This window comes from Streptomyces kunmingensis (assembly GCF_039533535.1).
Taxonomy (GTDB): domain Bacteria; phylum Actinomycetota; class Actinomycetes; order Streptomycetales; family Streptomycetaceae; genus Streptomyces; species Streptomyces kunmingensis.
Genome location: NZ_BAAATS010000028.1, coordinates 38800 through 53283 on the forward strand (window position 1 = coordinate 38800; position 14484 = coordinate 53283).

Annotated in this window: 14 protein-coding genes; 10 read left to right on the forward strand and 4 right to left on the reverse strand. The window is 71.3% G+C overall.

What is annotated here, in order from left to right; all coding sequences use genetic code 11:
• Positions 1-237 precede the first annotated feature (237 nt).
• Genes ABD366_RS30980 through ABD366_RS30995 form a run of 4 tightly spaced genes read left to right on the forward strand, consistent with a single transcriptional unit; the run spans position 238 to position 5295 of the window.
• Positions 238-1956, forward strand: a complete 1719-nt coding sequence (locus tag ABD366_RS30980; RefSeq protein ID WP_324773224.1) for a class I mannose-6-phosphate isomerase — start codon at positions 238-240, stop codon at positions 1954-1956.
• Positions 1953-2936 carry an ROK family protein gene (locus ABD366_RS30985; RefSeq protein ID WP_324773222.1) on the forward strand — a complete coding sequence of 328 codons (984 nt, stop codon included), beginning with the start codon at positions 1953-1955 and terminating at the stop codon, positions 2934-2936. The genes ABD366_RS30980 and ABD366_RS30985 overlap by 4 nt, the downstream gene beginning before the upstream one ends.
• Positions 2933-3937 carry a LacI family DNA-binding transcriptional regulator gene (locus tag ABD366_RS30990; RefSeq protein ID WP_324773220.1) on the forward strand — a complete coding sequence of 335 codons (1005 nt, stop codon included), beginning with the start codon at positions 2933-2935 and terminating at the stop codon, positions 3935-3937. The genes ABD366_RS30985 and ABD366_RS30990 overlap by 4 nt, the downstream gene beginning before the upstream one ends.
• 53 nt (positions 3938-3990) lie before the next feature.
• Positions 3991-5295 (forward strand): glycoside hydrolase family 125 protein, encoded by a 1305-nt coding sequence (locus ABD366_RS30995; RefSeq protein ID WP_324773218.1) that lies wholly within the window; start codon positions 3991-3993, stop codon positions 5293-5295.
• 134 nt (positions 5296-5429) lie between these two features.
• Here the strand turns inward: ABD366_RS30995 and ABD366_RS31000 are convergent, their stop codons facing one another.
• Positions 5430-6932, reverse strand: coding sequence for an MFS transporter (locus tag ABD366_RS31000; protein WP_324773216.1), 1503 nt, complete (start codon positions 6930-6932; stop codon positions 5430-5432).
• A 242-nt stretch (positions 6933-7174) separates the two neighbouring features.
• On the opposite strand from ABD366_RS31000, the gene ABD366_RS31005 reads away from it, so the two are divergent.
• Entirely contained in the window at positions 7175-7717 is a 543-nt protein-coding gene (locus ABD366_RS31005; protein WP_324773214.1) for a MarR family winged helix-turn-helix transcriptional regulator, read from the forward strand.
• Between the two features lie 87 nt (positions 7718-7804).
• On the opposite strand, the gene ABD366_RS31010 is transcribed toward ABD366_RS31005, so the two are convergent.
• Entirely contained in the window at positions 7805-8821 is a 1017-nt protein-coding gene (locus tag ABD366_RS31010; protein ID WP_324773212.1) for a helix-turn-helix transcriptional regulator, read from the reverse strand.
• A gap of 180 nt (positions 8822-9001) precedes the next feature.
• On the opposite strand from ABD366_RS31010, the gene ABD366_RS31015 reads away from it, so the two are divergent.
• The 5 genes from ABD366_RS31015 (at position 9002) to ABD366_RS31035 (ending at position 12637) form a co-directional block, all read left to right on the forward strand.
• Complete coding sequence (locus ABD366_RS31015) at positions 9002-9424, forward strand: VOC family protein (RefSeq protein ID WP_324773282.1); 423 nt, start codon at positions 9002-9004, stop codon at positions 9422-9424.
• A gap of 25 nt (positions 9425-9449) precedes the next feature.
• Positions 9450-10580 carry a winged helix DNA-binding domain-containing protein gene (locus tag ABD366_RS31020; RefSeq protein ID WP_324773211.1) on the forward strand — a complete coding sequence of 377 codons (1131 nt, stop codon included), beginning with the start codon at positions 9450-9452 and terminating at the stop codon, positions 10578-10580.
• 478 nt (positions 10581-11058) lie between these two features.
• Positions 11059-11322: a hypothetical protein gene (locus ABD366_RS31025; RefSeq protein WP_324773209.1), complete on the forward strand. Its 264-nt coding sequence runs from the start codon at positions 11059-11061 to the stop codon at positions 11320-11322.
• A 229-nt stretch (positions 11323-11551) separates the two neighbouring features.
• Complete coding sequence (locus ABD366_RS31030; protein ID WP_324773207.1) at positions 11552-11857, forward strand: hypothetical protein; 306 nt, start codon at positions 11552-11554, stop codon at positions 11855-11857.
• 45 nt (positions 11858-11902) lie between these two features.
• Positions 11903-12637, forward strand: coding sequence for an alpha/beta fold hydrolase (locus tag ABD366_RS31035; RefSeq protein ID WP_324773205.1), 735 nt, complete (start codon positions 11903-11905; stop codon positions 12635-12637).
• A gap of 40 nt (positions 12638-12677) precedes the next feature.
• Here ABD366_RS31035 and ABD366_RS31040 read toward each other — a convergent pair whose 3' ends face one another.
• Positions 12678-13682 (reverse strand): ABC transporter substrate-binding protein, encoded by a 1005-nt coding sequence (locus tag ABD366_RS31040; RefSeq protein WP_324773203.1) that lies wholly within the window; start codon positions 13680-13682, stop codon positions 12678-12680.
• A gap of 36 nt (positions 13683-13718) precedes the next feature.
• Positions 13719-14480 carry an ABC transporter ATP-binding protein gene (locus ABD366_RS31045; protein WP_324773201.1) on the reverse strand — a complete coding sequence of 254 codons (762 nt, stop codon included), beginning with the start codon at positions 14478-14480 and terminating at the stop codon, positions 13719-13721.
• Positions 14481-14484: the final 4 nt, after the last annotated feature.

Below are 14484 nucleotides of genomic sequence, written 5' to 3' on the forward strand. Positions count from 1 at the left end.
ACGTGGACCCAGAAGGCACCCGGTATCGCCGAGTGCGCTTGGCGTGGAGGTTAACGACACCATCCGAGCGGTATCAAGGGTCGCGCGCGAAAACATCGCGGCCGTGGATGCAGATGCAATTGAATGCGCAGGTCAGAGGCGCAAAATCGGGCATATGTTGAGGACGTACAGAGGGCTGGACCGCTTCGGACAGGCGCTGTTATCGTTAACTAACCCGGAGCCGAGCAAGGAGCAGATGTGCCCGCGACGCGTACGTACGACCGCCACCCCAGCTATCAGCCCGCAGCGGGACAGGTGTCCGCCGACTGGCCGGCCGCGGTGGGCACACTGCCGCCCGGCCCGCTCGTCCTGTCCGTGGACGGTCCCGCCGCGCTGGACTGGGACGCCCTGGCCGGCGGTGTCACCGCCGCGCTGCGTGGGGCGGGCCGCCGGGCCGAGGTGCTGGACGTGCGCGAGCACTACGCGCCGTCGGCCGGCGAGCGGATGGCCGCCGAGCCCGTCCCGGCCGGCGATCCGTTCTTCACCCCGCTGTCCGAGGCACAGGTCGCGGACCTCTTCGACGCCGTCCCGCAGCCCGAACGGCCCCTGGGCGACACTGTGTTGCTGGTGTACGGGCCGGGCGCGTCCCTGTGCGGCCCCGATCTGCTGTGGTACGCCGACCTGCCGAAGCGATACGCCGAAGCCGCCGTGGCCCGGGGAGAGCTGCCGACGGGCGTCAATCTGGGCAGCCCCCGCGAGCCCGGCCGGCTGGTGCGCCTGTTCTACACCGACTGGCCGGTCCTGGACCGGCACCGCGACGCGATCGCGGGCCGCGTGGACCGGTGGATCGATGTGCAGGACCCGGCGGCGCCGGCCTCGCTGGACGGCGCCGCACTGCGCGCCACCCTGGCACACCTCGCCCGGGGCCCGGTGCGCACACGCCCGTACTTCAACTCCACCCCCTGGGGCGGACAGTGGGCGGCGAGCGAACTGGGCTTCACGCCCCAGGCCGGCAACACCGCACTGGGCTACGAGCTGATCGCCCCGGAGGCGGGCGTCCTCGTCGGCGGGGAGGGCGGGCCGCACATCGAGGTCCCGTTCCAGTTGCTGTGCGTGCAACACCCCCAGGACATGCTCGGCGAGGAGGTGCACCGCCGGTTCGGCACGTCCTTCCCGATCCGGTTCGACTACCTCGACACCATGGGCGGCGGCAATCTGTCCCTCCATCTCCACCCGCAGGAGCGGTACATACGGGAGGTGTTCGGCTGGCCGTACACGCAGCACGAGACGTACTACGTCACGGCCGCCGAGGAGGGCGCCCGGGTGCTCCTCGGCCTCACCGAGCACGCGGATGCCGACATCCTGCGCGGCCAGGTGGAGGATGCCATCACCGAGGGAACCCCCCTGCCGGTCGAGGACCATGTCCAGTCCCACGACTCCACGGTCGGCCAACTGTTCATGATCCCCGCGGGCACTCCGCACGCCTCCGGCGCGGGGAACCTGGTGCTGGAGGTGAGCGCGACGCCCTACCTGTACTCCCTGCGGCTCTACGACTGGCTGCGCAAGGACGCCTCCGGCGCCTCCCGGCCCCTGCCCTACGAGCACGGCTTCGCCAACCTGGACACCGCCCGGCGCGGCGACGACGTGACCAAGGACCTGGTCCAGCAGCCCCGCACGCTGCGCGAGGGGGAAGGCTGGCGCGAAGAGGTCATCGGCGCGCTGCCGGAGATGTTCTACGCGGTGCACCGCCTGGTCCTGGACCCGGACACGAGCGCCCCCGACGACACCGCCGGCCGCTTCCACATCCTCAACGTCGCCGCGGGCCGGGGCGCGGTCATCGAGACCCATGACGGCCGCACCCACTTCCTGGCGTACGCCGAGACCCTCACGGTGCCCGCCGCGGTCGGCGCCTACCGCATCCGGGCCGCGGGCTCCGACGAGGTGCACATCGTCAAGGCCCTGGTGGTCGAACAGTGACCACAGGCCACCCACCGGGGGACCGCACCCCCGTCCCGGTGCTCGACATCGGAGGCACGCACGTCACCGCCGCCCTCGTCGATCCCGTAGCGGGCCGCCCCCTCCCGTCCTCCGTGATCCGGCGGCGCCTGGAGTCGGACGCCGAGGCTCCGCACATCCTCGACACCGTCGCGCGGGCGGCTCTCGAACTGCCCGCCGGACACCGGCCGCACTGGGGCGTGGCCGTGCCCGGCCCCTTCGACTACGCCACCGGGATCGGCCGCTTCACCGGCGTCGGCAAGTTCGACTCCCTCGACGGCGTCGACGTAGGGGCCGGTCTGCGGCAGAGAATGGCGGACCGGGCCGAGCGGTTGTGCTTCCTCAACGACGCCACCGCCTTCGCCCTCGGCGAGTACCGCGCGGGCGCCGCCGCCGGTCACGACCGGGCCGTCTGTCTGACGCTGGGCACCGGGGTGGGGTCCGCGTTCCTGTCGGCCGGCCGGCCCGTCGACGACGGCCCGGACATACCGCCGAGCGGACACGTGCACCGGCTGACCCTGCGGGGGAGGCCGCTCGAGGACACCGTGTCGCGCCAGGCCATCCGCGCCCATTACGCCCGCCTCGCGTCGCTGACGCAGGATCACGAGCGGCCCGACGTCGACCGGATCGCCGCGCTGGCCACGGAAGGCGACGCAGCGGCGCGCGAGGCTTTCCGCTACGCTTTCGACGCCCTCGGCCGGGCCCTGGCCCCGTGGATCGACCGCTTCGAAGCCACCGCGGTGGTCATCGGGGGCTCCATGGCCCAGTCGTGGAACCTGATCCACCCCGCGCTCGGCACAGGGCTGACGCTGACCGACAGGACGCATGTGTCGCTCCTGCCGGCCCGGCAGCCCGCGGAGGCCCCGTTGATCGGGGCCGCCCATTGGGCCCAGCACACACCGGGCGCGCCACGAGGACCGGCGCACCGGCGCAGACCGGCACAGGAAGGAAGAGGCGCATGACCGCTCGCCGAGGCGGCGGGCCGACCATGCAGGACGTCGGGAGACTCGCACAGGTCAGCGCCATGACCGTCTCACGGGTGCTCAAGGACGATCCCGGCGTGTCCGAAGCCACCCGCGAACGGGTCTTCGCCGCGGTCGACCGGCTCGGGTACCGCCGCAACCAGACCGCGCGCAGCCTGCGCCTGGGCGGCAGCGGAATGATCGGACTCGTCGTCACCAACCTGGCCAACCCCTTCTATTCGCGCCTCGCGCTCGGAGTCCAGGAAGTCGCCACGGAGTACGGCTTCCGCATGCTGCTCAGCAACTCCGACGAACAGGCCGATAGAGAACCCGGCCTCATCGACGGCCTCATCGACCACCAGGTCGAGGGGCTCATCGTCGTCCCCTCCGGAAGCCGGCAGCAGCATCTGGCCGCGGCCATGCGCCACGTCCCGGTCGTCCTCGCGGCCCGGCCGCCCGCCGGCCTGGAGACCGACTGTGTGCTGGTCGAGGACTTCCACGGAGCCCGGGGGGCCACCGCCTGCCTCCTGGCGGAAGGGCACACCCGCATCGCCTTCCTCGGCAACCCGCCCGCGCTCTACACCGGGGCGGAGCGGCTGCGCGGGTTCTGGGCCGCCCATGAAGAGGCCGGGATCGAGCCGGAGAACGCCCTGATCCGGCAGGGCCTCGTCGACGCCGCGACGGCGGAGGCGGCGACCCTCGACCTCCTGCGCGGATCCGCGGGCCCCACCGCGCTGTTCTGCACCAACAACCGCATCAGCCAGGGTGCGATCCGTGCGCTCTACAAAACGGGCACCACCCTGCCCCTGGCGGGCTTCGACGACTTCGACCTGTCCGACGTCCTCGGGCTGCCCCTGACCCTCGTCTCCTACGACGCCGACGAGATCGGCCGCCAGGCCGCACGCCTGCTGCTCGATCGCCTCGGCCTCCAGGACGGCGATCCTCCCGCCCCGCGCCGCGTCACGGTCCCGACCCGCATCCTGCGCCACGGCATCGCGTAGGACGGGCGCCGAGCGCCCCAAGGCCGGCCGGACCGGCCGACGAAAGGCTGACGATGCAGTTTCCCACCAGCGTCGAAGCGAACCCGATCGTCCGGCAGGCGGTCCAGCGCCTGGACCGGCTCGGCGATCCACGATTCGGGCAGACACTCGTGCGCTGCCTCGACGACACCCTGGCCCGCACCATCCGCGCGATGCCCGACGGCACCGCGTTCGTCGTGACGGGCGACATCCCCGCCATGTGGCTGCGCGACTCGACGACACAGCTGATGCCCTACCTGGCACTCATGCGGCACGACATACCCCTGCAAGAACTCGTGCTCGCCGTGCTGCGGCGCCAGTTCCGGCAGATCGGCCACAACCCGTACGCCAACGCGTTCAACGCCGAGCCCTCCGGCCGGGCACACGATCCAGACGACCTGTGCGACGACCCTTGGGTGTGGGAGGAGAAGTACGAGGTCGACTCCCTCGCCTTCCCGCTCCTGCTCGCCCACCGCTTCTGGCGGGCCACCGGACGCACCGAACACCTCGCACGGGCGGCCGGCACAGCGCGTACGGCCATCGCGACATGGCGCACCGAGCAGGACCACGAACACTCCTCGTCCTACCGCTTCGTCCGGCTCACCGGCCCCGAGAGCGACACGCTGCCCGACGCGGGACGAGGAACTCCCGTCGCCCGGACCGGGATGACCTGGAGCGGCTTCAGGCCGAGCGACGACGCCTGCGCCTACGGATACAACGTGCCCGCGAACCTGTGCGCGGCCGCCGCCCTGGAGGGCGCCGCCGAACTCGCACACCAGATTGAGGACACGGCGCTGGCCAAGGACGCCCTCGAACTGGCGGCGGAACTACGCGCGGCGGTCGCACTCCACGGAACGGTCCGACACCCCGAGTTCGGCACGATCTACGCCTACGAGGTGGACGGGCGCGGCAACACGCTCCTCATGGACGACGCCAACATGCCCGGCCTGCTCTCGCTGCCTCTGGTCGCGAACATCCCCACCACCGACCCGCGGTACCTGGCGACCCGCAGCTTCGTCCTCTCCCCGTCCAACCCGACCTGGTACAGCGGGTCCGCGGCCACCGGGATCGGGAGCCCGCACACCCCCGCGGACCACATCTGGCCGATCGCGATCGCCGTACAGGCCCTCACCGGGAACGACGCCGGGGAACGGTTCACCGCCCTGCGCACCCTGACCGACACCACCGCCGGGACCGGCGCCATGCACGAGTCCTTCCACAAGGACGACCCGGGCCGCTTCACCCGCCCCTGGTTCTCCTGGGCCAACGCGATGTACGCCGAACTGGCCCTGGACGTGGCCGAATTGGGCACGCGCTCGCTGTGGAGCTCTCAGCCGTAGGGATCGCGGGGGTGAGCTCGTGCGGACCGCGCCGCCCCGAACGATCGACGGTGGCCGTGGCACCGGCGCACGGAGTACCGCACATGCTGACCCCCGCCTGCGTCGCGACACAGGCGGGGGCGGTTTCACGGTGCTCAGTGCGCGCCGTGGCGTACCGGCTTGGCGTTGACCAGCAGGGCCGCCGCGCAGCCGGCGAGGAGCATGGCGATGACCGCGTAGCCGATCGCGTGGGTGTAGCCGTGGACCACACCGGAGGCGACGACCTCCGCCCTCTTCGACGGGTCGGTCAGGTGGCTGGCGATGTACGTCGACGTGGCCGAGGTGGCGATGGTGTTCAGCAGGGCCGTGCCCAGCGAACCGCCGACCTGCTGCGAGGTGTTCACCATGGCCGAGGTGACGCCGGCGTCCTGCGGGCGCACGCCGTGCGTGGCCGTGGAGAAGACCGGCATGAACGTCAGCCCCATGCCGAGGCCCATGATGAGCTCGGCCGGCAGGATGTGCGTCGCGTACGCCGAGTCGACGTCGAGCCGGGTCAGGATCAGCAGACCGCACGCGGCGAGCAGCATGCCGGGCACCATCAGGGCACGGGCCTGGACGCGGGGCAGCAGCCGGGCCGAGACCTGCGTCGAACCGAAGATGATCGCGACGGACATCGGCAGGAACGCCAGGCCCGTCTTGACCGGCGAGTACCCGAGGATGCCCTGCAGGTAGTAGGTCATGAACAGGAACAGGCCGAACATGCCGATCGTGGCGAGGCCCATCGTGAGGAAGCAGCCGACGCGGTTGCGGTCACGCAGGATGCGCAGCGGCAGCAGCGGCGACTTCGCCCGGGCCTGCCACAGGAGGAACGCCACCAGCGCCGCGACGCCACCGATCAGCAGCGAGACGACGAGCGAGTCGCTCCAGCCGCGCGGCTCGGCCTCGGAGAAGCCGTACACGATGGCGACCAGACCGCCGCAGCCCAGGATGACGCCGGGCACGTCCAGCCGGACGTCCTTGTGGCCCGGACGGTCGTGCAGCAGGATCTTGGCGCCGATGACCGCGATGATCGCGATCGGGATGTTGACGTACAGGCACCAGCGCCAGTTCAGGTACGAGGTGAGGATGCCGCCGAGGAGCAGACCGACGGCGCCGCCCGCGCCGGCCAGCGCGCCGTAGATGCCGAACGCCTTGCCGCGCTCGCGCGGGTCGGTGAACGTCGTCGTCATCAGGGACAGCGCGGACGGCGCGAGCAGCGCGCCGAAGACGCCCTGGGCCGCGCGGGCGGAGAAGAGCATGCCGGAACCGGTCGCGGCGCCGCCGACCGCGGACGCGAGGGCGAAGCCGACCAGGCCGATCATGAAGGTGCGCTTGCGGCCGACGAGGTCGGCGACGCGGCCGCCGAGCAGCAGCAGGCCGCCGAAGGCCAGGGTGTAGGCGGTGATCACCCACTGGCGGTTGCCGTCCGTCATGCCCAGGTCGGTCTGGGCGGAGGGCAGCGCGATGTTCACGATGGTCGCGTCGAGCACCACCATGAGCTGGGCCAGGGCGATGATGACCAGCCCCCACCAGCGCCGGGGGTCGGGTGCCTCCACCGCGGCGGGGGAGTGGGAGGCCGGCGCCGTCCGCGTGGCGCCGGTGGATATGGAGTCGCTCATGTCGAGGACGTCGCTTCCTTGCTAAGTGTGTGGTGTGTGCTGAGTGATGCCTGAAGCGTGTGCTGCGTGTGCCGCGTCCTGCGGGACGGAGCCGGGCGCCGTACTGCGGCAGGTCGGGCCGCGGGCGCGATGGCGATGCAGACGAGAAGCTGAGGGAGGTGAAGTGCGGGGCCGGGGCGTCGGTGGCCCGGCGAGGAATCGTCAGTGGTGCTGATTATCAGGTAGAGGATACGCTATCAGGCATGACGGACGAAGTCGGACTGGCCGACCTGCTCACCCGACGGCTCGGTTACCTGATGAAGCACGCGTATCTGCGCCTGGCCGACCTGCTGGGCGAGGCGCTGGCCCCGTACGACGTGCACCCCAAGGAGCTGGGCGTGCTCTCCGTGATCGCGGCGGACGGCGCCGAGCGGTCGCAGAACGAGCTGGCGGCGGCGATCGGCATGGACCGGACGACGATGGTCGCCGTCATCGACGGGCTTCAGGGCAAGGGTCTCGTGGAGCGACACCGCAGCGTCCGGGACCGCCGCCGGAACGTCGTGACCCTCACCGAAGCCGGCAGCACCTGTCTGCGCGACGCCGACCGGGCCCGCGTCGAGGCGGAGGCGGCGTTCCTCGCACCGCTCGACGCGGACACCGCCGCGCGGCTGACCGCGGCGCTGCGCACCTTGTACGACGCGCACGAGACGGGTTCCGCAGCCGCGCGCGCCGTCGTCCCGGGGCAGGACGCGGCCGTCTGCTTCGGCGATCGGACGGGTGGCACGACACCGTCGGCTAAGCCCTGAAGCCCTGGATCCCTGAAGCCCGAAGTTTTGAAGTCCGAAGCCTTGGGGGCCTGAAGCTCGGGCGGTCGGGCCGCTTCCGCGAGGTCCTCAGGGTGCCGGATCGGTCTCCGGTGCCGGCGCGTCCGCGGTGTTCGGGGTCGCTGCGCGGGCATAGCGGGCGGCGAGTTCTGCGCATGCCGTGCGCAGTTGGGGCGGACCGATGATGTCGATGTCGGTGTCGAAGTGGCCGAGGGCGGCGGCGAGTCCGGTCCAGGACCAGGAACCGAGGGTGAGCCGGCAGCGCTGGGGCCCGAGTTCCTCGACGATCCCGTCCTGGGCGTAGGGCGCGACGTCGGCGGCCGGGAGCCGGAGGACGACTTCGCCCCGGCACGGCCAGTCGGTGGTGGTGCCGTCGTTGCCACGGAATCGGCTGGTGAGGAAGGCGGAGACGCTGTCGCCGGGGAGTTCGCGGGGCTCGAAGCGGGGGCCGGTGGGCGTGCGGGGCCGGAGGCGGTCGACGCGGAAGGTGCGCCAGTCCTCGCGGTCGAGGTCCCAGGCCACGAGGTACCAGCGGCTGGACCGGGTGACCAGGTGGTGCGGGTGTACGCGGCGGGGGCTGCCGGCCGAAGTGCCGCCCGGCCCCGGGGCGTAGTCGAAACGCAGTTCCTCGCGGGCGTGGATGACGCGGCTCAGGTCCACCAGGAGCTGCGTGTCGACCTGGGATGCGCCCTGGGCCGCGGGCGGTCGGACGGCGGTGATGCGCAGCGAGTCGATGCGGTGGCGCAGGCGGGAGGGCATGACCTGGCGGAGGGTGGCCAGGGCGCGGGCGGCGTCCTCGGCGACGGTGGCGTCGGCGGCCGCGGTCCGCAGTGCGACGGCCAGCGCGACCGCCTGACCGTCGTCGAACAGCAGGGGAGGCATGTGGGTACCGGCGTCCAGACGGTAGCCGCCGGCCGGTCCTTTGACGGTCGCGATCAGGTAGCCGAGTTCGCGCAGGCGGTCGATGTCGCGGCGCACGGTGCGCGAGGTGACGTCGAGACGTTCGGCGAGGTGTTCGCCGGACCAGTCACGGTGTGTCTGCAGCAGCGAAAGCAGCGCGAGCAACCTGGAGGACGTCTTCTGCACAGGGCCTCCCGAGTCTCCGGATCGCCGGGTCTCCGCTCGCCGAAGCTCCACGTCCCGCGGCGCAGTACAGGACACAACCTGTCCTTTACTCCCGCCATAGTGGCACACACGCCGACCGGGAGACCCGACGGCGAAGGCATCACCCCGACCGATCTGCCGCACACGGGCAAGGAGCACATCATGGCCGTCACGACCACCACCCACCTGAACTTCCGGGGCACCGCGCGGGAGGCGCTGGACTTCTACGGGTCCGTCTTCGGCGGACGCACAGTCGCTGTCACCTACAAGGACGCGGGTGCCGTGCAGAACGAGGACGAGGCGGACCGGGTGATGTGGGGCGAGGTGGCCGGCGACAACGGCTTCCACGTCATGGCCTACGACGTGCCCTCGCATCTGCCGTGGAACCAGGGCGAGAACCCGTTCTTCGTCTCCGTACGCGGTGACGACGCCGAGGAGATCAGCGCCCTGTGGGGCAGGCTCGCCGAGGGGTCGACCGTCGCCCGTCCGCTGGAGCCCGCGCAGTGGGCGCCGCTGTACGGGATGCTCACCGACCGCTTCGGCGTGACCTGGGTCCTCGACGTCACCGCCCCCTACAACGGCTGACCGGCGACCGGGACCTGAGGACGCCATGACCGTACTCGACAGCCGCGCTCTCAACCGCGCCACGCTCGCCCGCCAGCACTTGCTCACACGCTGCGACGTACGCGGTGGGGCGGGCGGCGACACACACGGCGGCACCTCCGTGCCCGGGATGGTGACCCACCTGTGCGGTCTGCAGGCGCAAGAGCCCCAGGAACCGTTCATCGGACTCTGGTCCCGCCTCGCCGGCTTCGAGCCCGGGCGACTGGACGCGGCGCTGACCGACCGCACCGTGGTGCGCACCCACCTCATGCGCCGCACCGTCCACCTCGTCGCTTCCGACGACGCGCTCGCCTGGCGAGCCCGCCACGACACCATGCTGCGCCGGCGCGTGCTGGGCACCTACCGGAGTGAACTGGCCGGCATCGACCTGGAGGAGGTCGCCGCCGCCGGCCGCGCGGCCATGGCCGACGAGAAGCCCCGCACCATGCGCGAACTCGTCCAGGTCCTCGAGGACCGCTGGCCCGGCCCACCGCGCCGGGTCCTGGGCGAACTGCTCGTCGCGGCCCTCGTCCCCATGGCCCAGCTCCCGCCGCGCGGCCTCTGGCAACGGACCGCCGGTGTGCGCAACCTGCCCCTGACCACCTGGCTGGGCCGGGACCTCGACCCCCTGCCCGCGCAGGCCGACGACCCCGTGGGGCAACAAATGCTGCGTCGCTACCTCGCCGCCTACGGGCCCGCCTCCACCGCGGACCTGCGCGCCTGGTGCGGCCTCGCCGGTCTTCCCGCCGCGGTCGGAGCGGTCCGGGAAGAACTCGTCGTCTTCCGTGACGAACGCGGCCGCGAACTGCTCGACCTGCCCGGGGCACCCCGCCCCGATCCGGACACCCCGGCACCCGTCCGCTTCCTGCCGGCCTTCGACAACGCCATCCTCGGCTACCGCGACCGCAGCCGAATCATCGACGACGCACACCTCGGCCTGTCCGTCGCGGGCCACCGTACGGTCCTCGTCGACGGCCGCGTCACCGCTTCCTGGACGGTACGCGACGACCGGCTACGCATCAGCCCCCTACGCCCGCTCACCCCACAGGAACAGGAGGCCGTCCACGCAGAAGCCCAGAACCTGACCGGCTTCCTGGACGAAGGCATCGAACACGTACACCTCGATCCGGCACTCTGACCCGCAGCCGGTCCTGCGCAGGCCGACGACGAGGTGGCTGTCCCTGACGGGGACGATGCGGAAGCTGCCCGGATCGGACGGGCTCGGCCCCAGGATCCGGCGTTGGGCCGGATCGGTCTTGTCGCACTTGATCTGCTGAAGACGGGCGCCGGGCCTCGTCGTAACCGGGATCGCCCCCGCCCCAGGCCTTGACGAGCCAGGTCGTCGCCGACCAGTTGTCCGGCAGCAGGCGGTCCGACGGGTCCGAGGCACGCGACGGTGATTGCGTCCGGCATTCCGCCAGGCGCATGTAAAGGCTGTCGCCGCAGCTGGAAATCCTCAATGGAGTGCGCGGTGTTCGTACGAGATGACTTCCCGGCGGGCGGCGGTGGCGTTCCCGCTGGGTAAATAGGCCATGTGGACCAGAAGAGATGCGGCCCCGCGCGTGGCGTTCTTTTGTGTAAGGGATCACCCGCTTTTTCCCCAGAAGGAGAGAACAGTGCTGCATCGCATCGCATCCGCCCTCGCACTCGCCACCGTCGCCGGATTCCTGGCGGCCGGCCCTGTCGCGGCCGCCGACGAACCCGACTTCAGCGGCGAGGGCAGCTACCACAGCGAGGGCCACCAGGCCGGGATGGCCAGCTCCAACGTGGGTGGCCCGCTGGGCGTCTCGCACCTCGCCGCGATGGAGAGTGACTACAGCGCGGGCGGCGCCTACCGCTTCGACCGTGACTTCGACCACGACTTCGGTTTCGATCACTGACGAAGAGCGCGCACGAAGTCCTTGGGCGGCTGATCACTCCGAACTACCCACAGCGGTAGTCGTGGTGACGGCCGCTCAGGCCGTTAGGGCCACCGGCGTACACGACAGCGCTTACGGGCGTCGAACCGTCCGGGCCGTCGGCGTGGCGGCGGGGAACCGTGACCAACCCGAAGCCCAGGGGGTTGAGCAGGCGACGTTCCGTCGTCCTCGAAGCAGGGAGAACCCCCACATGCGCATCCGTACCGCCACCGCCCGTGCCACCGGCGCCGTCGTCCTGGTCCTGGCCGCGTCCGTCGTCTCGTCCGCTCCGGCCCTGGCCGCCGACCCCGCACCGGCCACCGGCACGGTCGTGCTGTCGGACGAGGCATACGACCGCTTCGCCCACGCCGACCCGGGCGAGCAGGAGCTGATCATGACGAACCGGTCCTATCTCGAGGCGTGGCTCTTCTGCCTGCGCTCCGCGGAACCCAGCCACGTCGAACCGAACGCGTGGGGCCACGGGTACGTGTGCATCCCGGACGGGGCGGTGCAGTAGGCGGCGATACAGTCCAGGGAGCACTGGTCGGCAGGGGAGGGACCGATGACGGCGGCGGATGCAGGAGTTCCCATGGTCTTCGTCCACGGGACGCGCTTCAGCGCGGGCCAGTGGAGTGCGCAGCTCGCCGCGCTCCGGGACGAATTCCCGGTGGCCGCCGTCGACTTGCCCGGTCACGGTGAGCGCTCCGCCGAACCCTGGAGCCTGAGCGCCGCGACGGAGATCATCGCTTCCGCGGTGGACTCGCTCGACCGCGGACCGGCCCTGATCGTCGGGCACTCACTCGGCGGATATGCCTCCCTGGAGTTCGCCCGGCGCCGCCCCGGCCACCTGCGCGGGCTGGTCCTCGCGGGAGCCAGCGCCTCCACCCGCGGCCTTCGGGCGGCGCCCTACCGGTGGGGCGCCACGCTGGTCCCGCGCATCCCGGCCGAGCGCCTGACCCGGTGGAACGACCGGCTGCTGCGCCGGCTCTACCCCCGCGAAGTGGTGGAGGCGACCATCCGCTCCGGCTACGCCTTCCACACCCTGCCGGCGGCCTGGAACGAGGTGCTCGGCCGTTTCGACGCGAACGCGATGCGTCATGTGAAGGCCCCCGTCCTGATCCTGAACGGCGAGAAGGACACCGTCTTCCGGGCCGACGAGGCGGACTTCGCCCGCGCGCATCCGCAGGCGCGCGTCGAACTGATCCCGCGAGCACGACACCTCGCGAACTTCGACGACCCGGATGCCTTCACCGACGCCGTCCGCCGTTTCGCCCGTCACCTTCCCGCCGTCGACTGAGCGCGCCGCGGCCCCACACGCCGCCTGAGGTACGTGTCGGTCAGGACGCCTCGGCACCGCTGCGCAGGTATGCGCCGAGCCGCTCGATCGCCGACGGATTGCGCGGGCTCTCGACGAGATCGGCGTAGTCCAGCGTGTAGATCCGCTTGTGTTTGATCGCGGAGACGTTCCGCAGCGGCGGGTAGGAGAGCAGGAACTTCTTCTTCTGCTCCGCGCTCGTCGAGCCGTAGTCGTTGATGACGACGACGTCCGGGTTCCTCTTCACGACCGTCTCCCAGCCGATCGTCGTCCACGAGTCCTTGAGGTCGTGCAGGAGGTTGACGCCCCCGGCCTCGCTGATGATCTGCTCGGGCGCGGCGTAGCGGCCCGAGGTGAAGGGCTGGTCCTGTCCGCTGTCGTAGAGGAAGACCGAGGGCCTCTTTGCGCCCTTGGCCTTCGCGCGCACGTCGGCGACCCTCGCCTTGTACTGCTTGATCAGTTTCCGCGCGCGGTCCTCGACGCCGAAGATCCTGCCGAGGTTCTCCAGGTCCGTGTAGAGCGCGTCGAGCGGTGGCATGATGCCGCGCGAGGTGCTGGTGCGGGCATTGCGGCAGGATTCGGTGAGCAGATACGTGTCGATGCCCGAGGCGTGCAGCTCGTCGGGTGTGAGCGCGTTCTCGTTGAAGCCGTAGTTCCAGCCGGCGAAGACGAGGTCGGCGTGCGCGGCGAGGGCCACCTCCTTGGTGACGCGGTCCTTGGAGAGCCACTTCACCTCTTTGTACGCGTCCTTGTACGGCAGGCCTTCGAGGGAACCCTTGTCGGCGGGCATGACGTACCCGGCCATGCGGTTCTCCAGGCGGAGCGCGAACATGAGCTCGGTGATGCCGACATCGTTGGTGACGACCCGCTCGGGGCGTGTGTCGTAGGTGACCTTCTTGCCGCAGTTGGTGACGGTCACCGCCTGCGACTTCGCGGTCTTGTTGTCGGATGCGACCTCGGCGCCGCAGCCGGTCAGGGTGAGGGCGGCGGCGAGGCCGAGCGGGACGGCGGGCAGGAGCTTGCGCACGGGTGGCCTTTCAGGAGGGGTCGGGGCTCGGGGGTGTCAGGGGCTCAGGGGGTCGAAGAGGAACTGCGTGGTGCCGGTCCCGGGGTGGCGCACCCGATGGGCCCGGACGCCGAAGACGTCGGCGAGGAGTTCGGGGGAGAGGACCTCGTCCGGGCGGCCCGAGGCGATGACCCGGCCGCCGTGCAGCACGTGCAGCCGGTCGCAGTGGGCGGCGGCGAGGTTGAGGTCGTGCAGCGCCGCGAGCACGGTCGGCCCGCTGGTGCGGACCCGGCGCAGCACGTCGAGCTGGTGGGCTATGTCGAGGTGGTTGGTGGGCTCGTCCAGGACGAGGACGCGCGGCTCCTGGGTGAGGGCGCGGGCGATGAGCACACGCTGCTTCTCACCGCCCGAGAGCGACAGGAAGCCGCGCTCGGCGAGGTGCGCGACACCGGCCTGTTCCAGCGCTGTCCGGCAGATCCGCCGGTCGCGCGCGGCGTTGCGTTCGCGGTGCGGCAGGCGGCCCATCGCGACGACCTCGGTGACGGTGAAGTCGAAGTCCGCCGCTGTCTCCTGCGGCAGCGCGGCGAGCACGCGCGCCGCGGCCCGGGGCGTCATGCGGTGGACGTCCTCGCCCTCGACCCTGACGACTCCCGCGTCGGGGCGTCGCGCGCGGTAGACGCATCGCAGCAGCGTCGACTTCCCGCTGCCGTTGGGGCCGACGAGCCCCACGAAGGAGCCGGTGGGCGCGTCGAGCGTGACCTCGTCGACGAGCCGTGCGCCCGCCACCTCGACCGAAACACCTTCGACATCGAGTCGCACGTGT

What these genes read in the sequence shown, in the direction of transcription:
- ABD366_RS31000 (WP_324773216.1), bottom strand. Translation starts at nt 6,932, where the DNA reads ATGAGCGACTCCATATCCACCGGCGCCACGCGGACGGCGCCGGCCTCC.
- ABD366_RS31015 (WP_324773282.1), top strand. Translation starts at nt 9,002, where the DNA reads ATGGCCGTCACGACCACCACCCACCTGAACTTCCGGGGCACCGCGCGG.
- ABD366_RS30990 (WP_324773220.1), top strand. Translation starts at nt 2,933, where the DNA reads ATGACCGCTCGCCGAGGCGGCGGGCCGACCATGCAGGACGTCGGGAGA.
- ABD366_RS31030 (WP_324773207.1), top strand. Translation starts at nt 11,552, where the DNA reads ATGCGCATCCGTACCGCCACCGCCCGTGCCACCGGCGCCGTCGTCCTG.
- ABD366_RS31020 (WP_324773211.1), top strand. Translation starts at nt 9,450, where the DNA reads ATGACCGTACTCGACAGCCGCGCTCTCAACCGCGCCACGCTCGCCCGC.
- ABD366_RS31035 (WP_324773205.1), top strand. Translation starts at nt 11,903, where the DNA reads ATGACGGCGGCGGATGCAGGAGTTCCCATGGTCTTCGTCCACGGGACG.
- ABD366_RS31005 (WP_324773214.1), top strand. Translation starts at nt 7,175, where the DNA reads ATGACGGACGAAGTCGGACTGGCCGACCTGCTCACCCGACGGCTCGGT.
- ABD366_RS30995 (WP_324773218.1), top strand. Translation starts at nt 3,991, where the DNA reads ATGCAGTTTCCCACCAGCGTCGAAGCGAACCCGATCGTCCGGCAGGCG.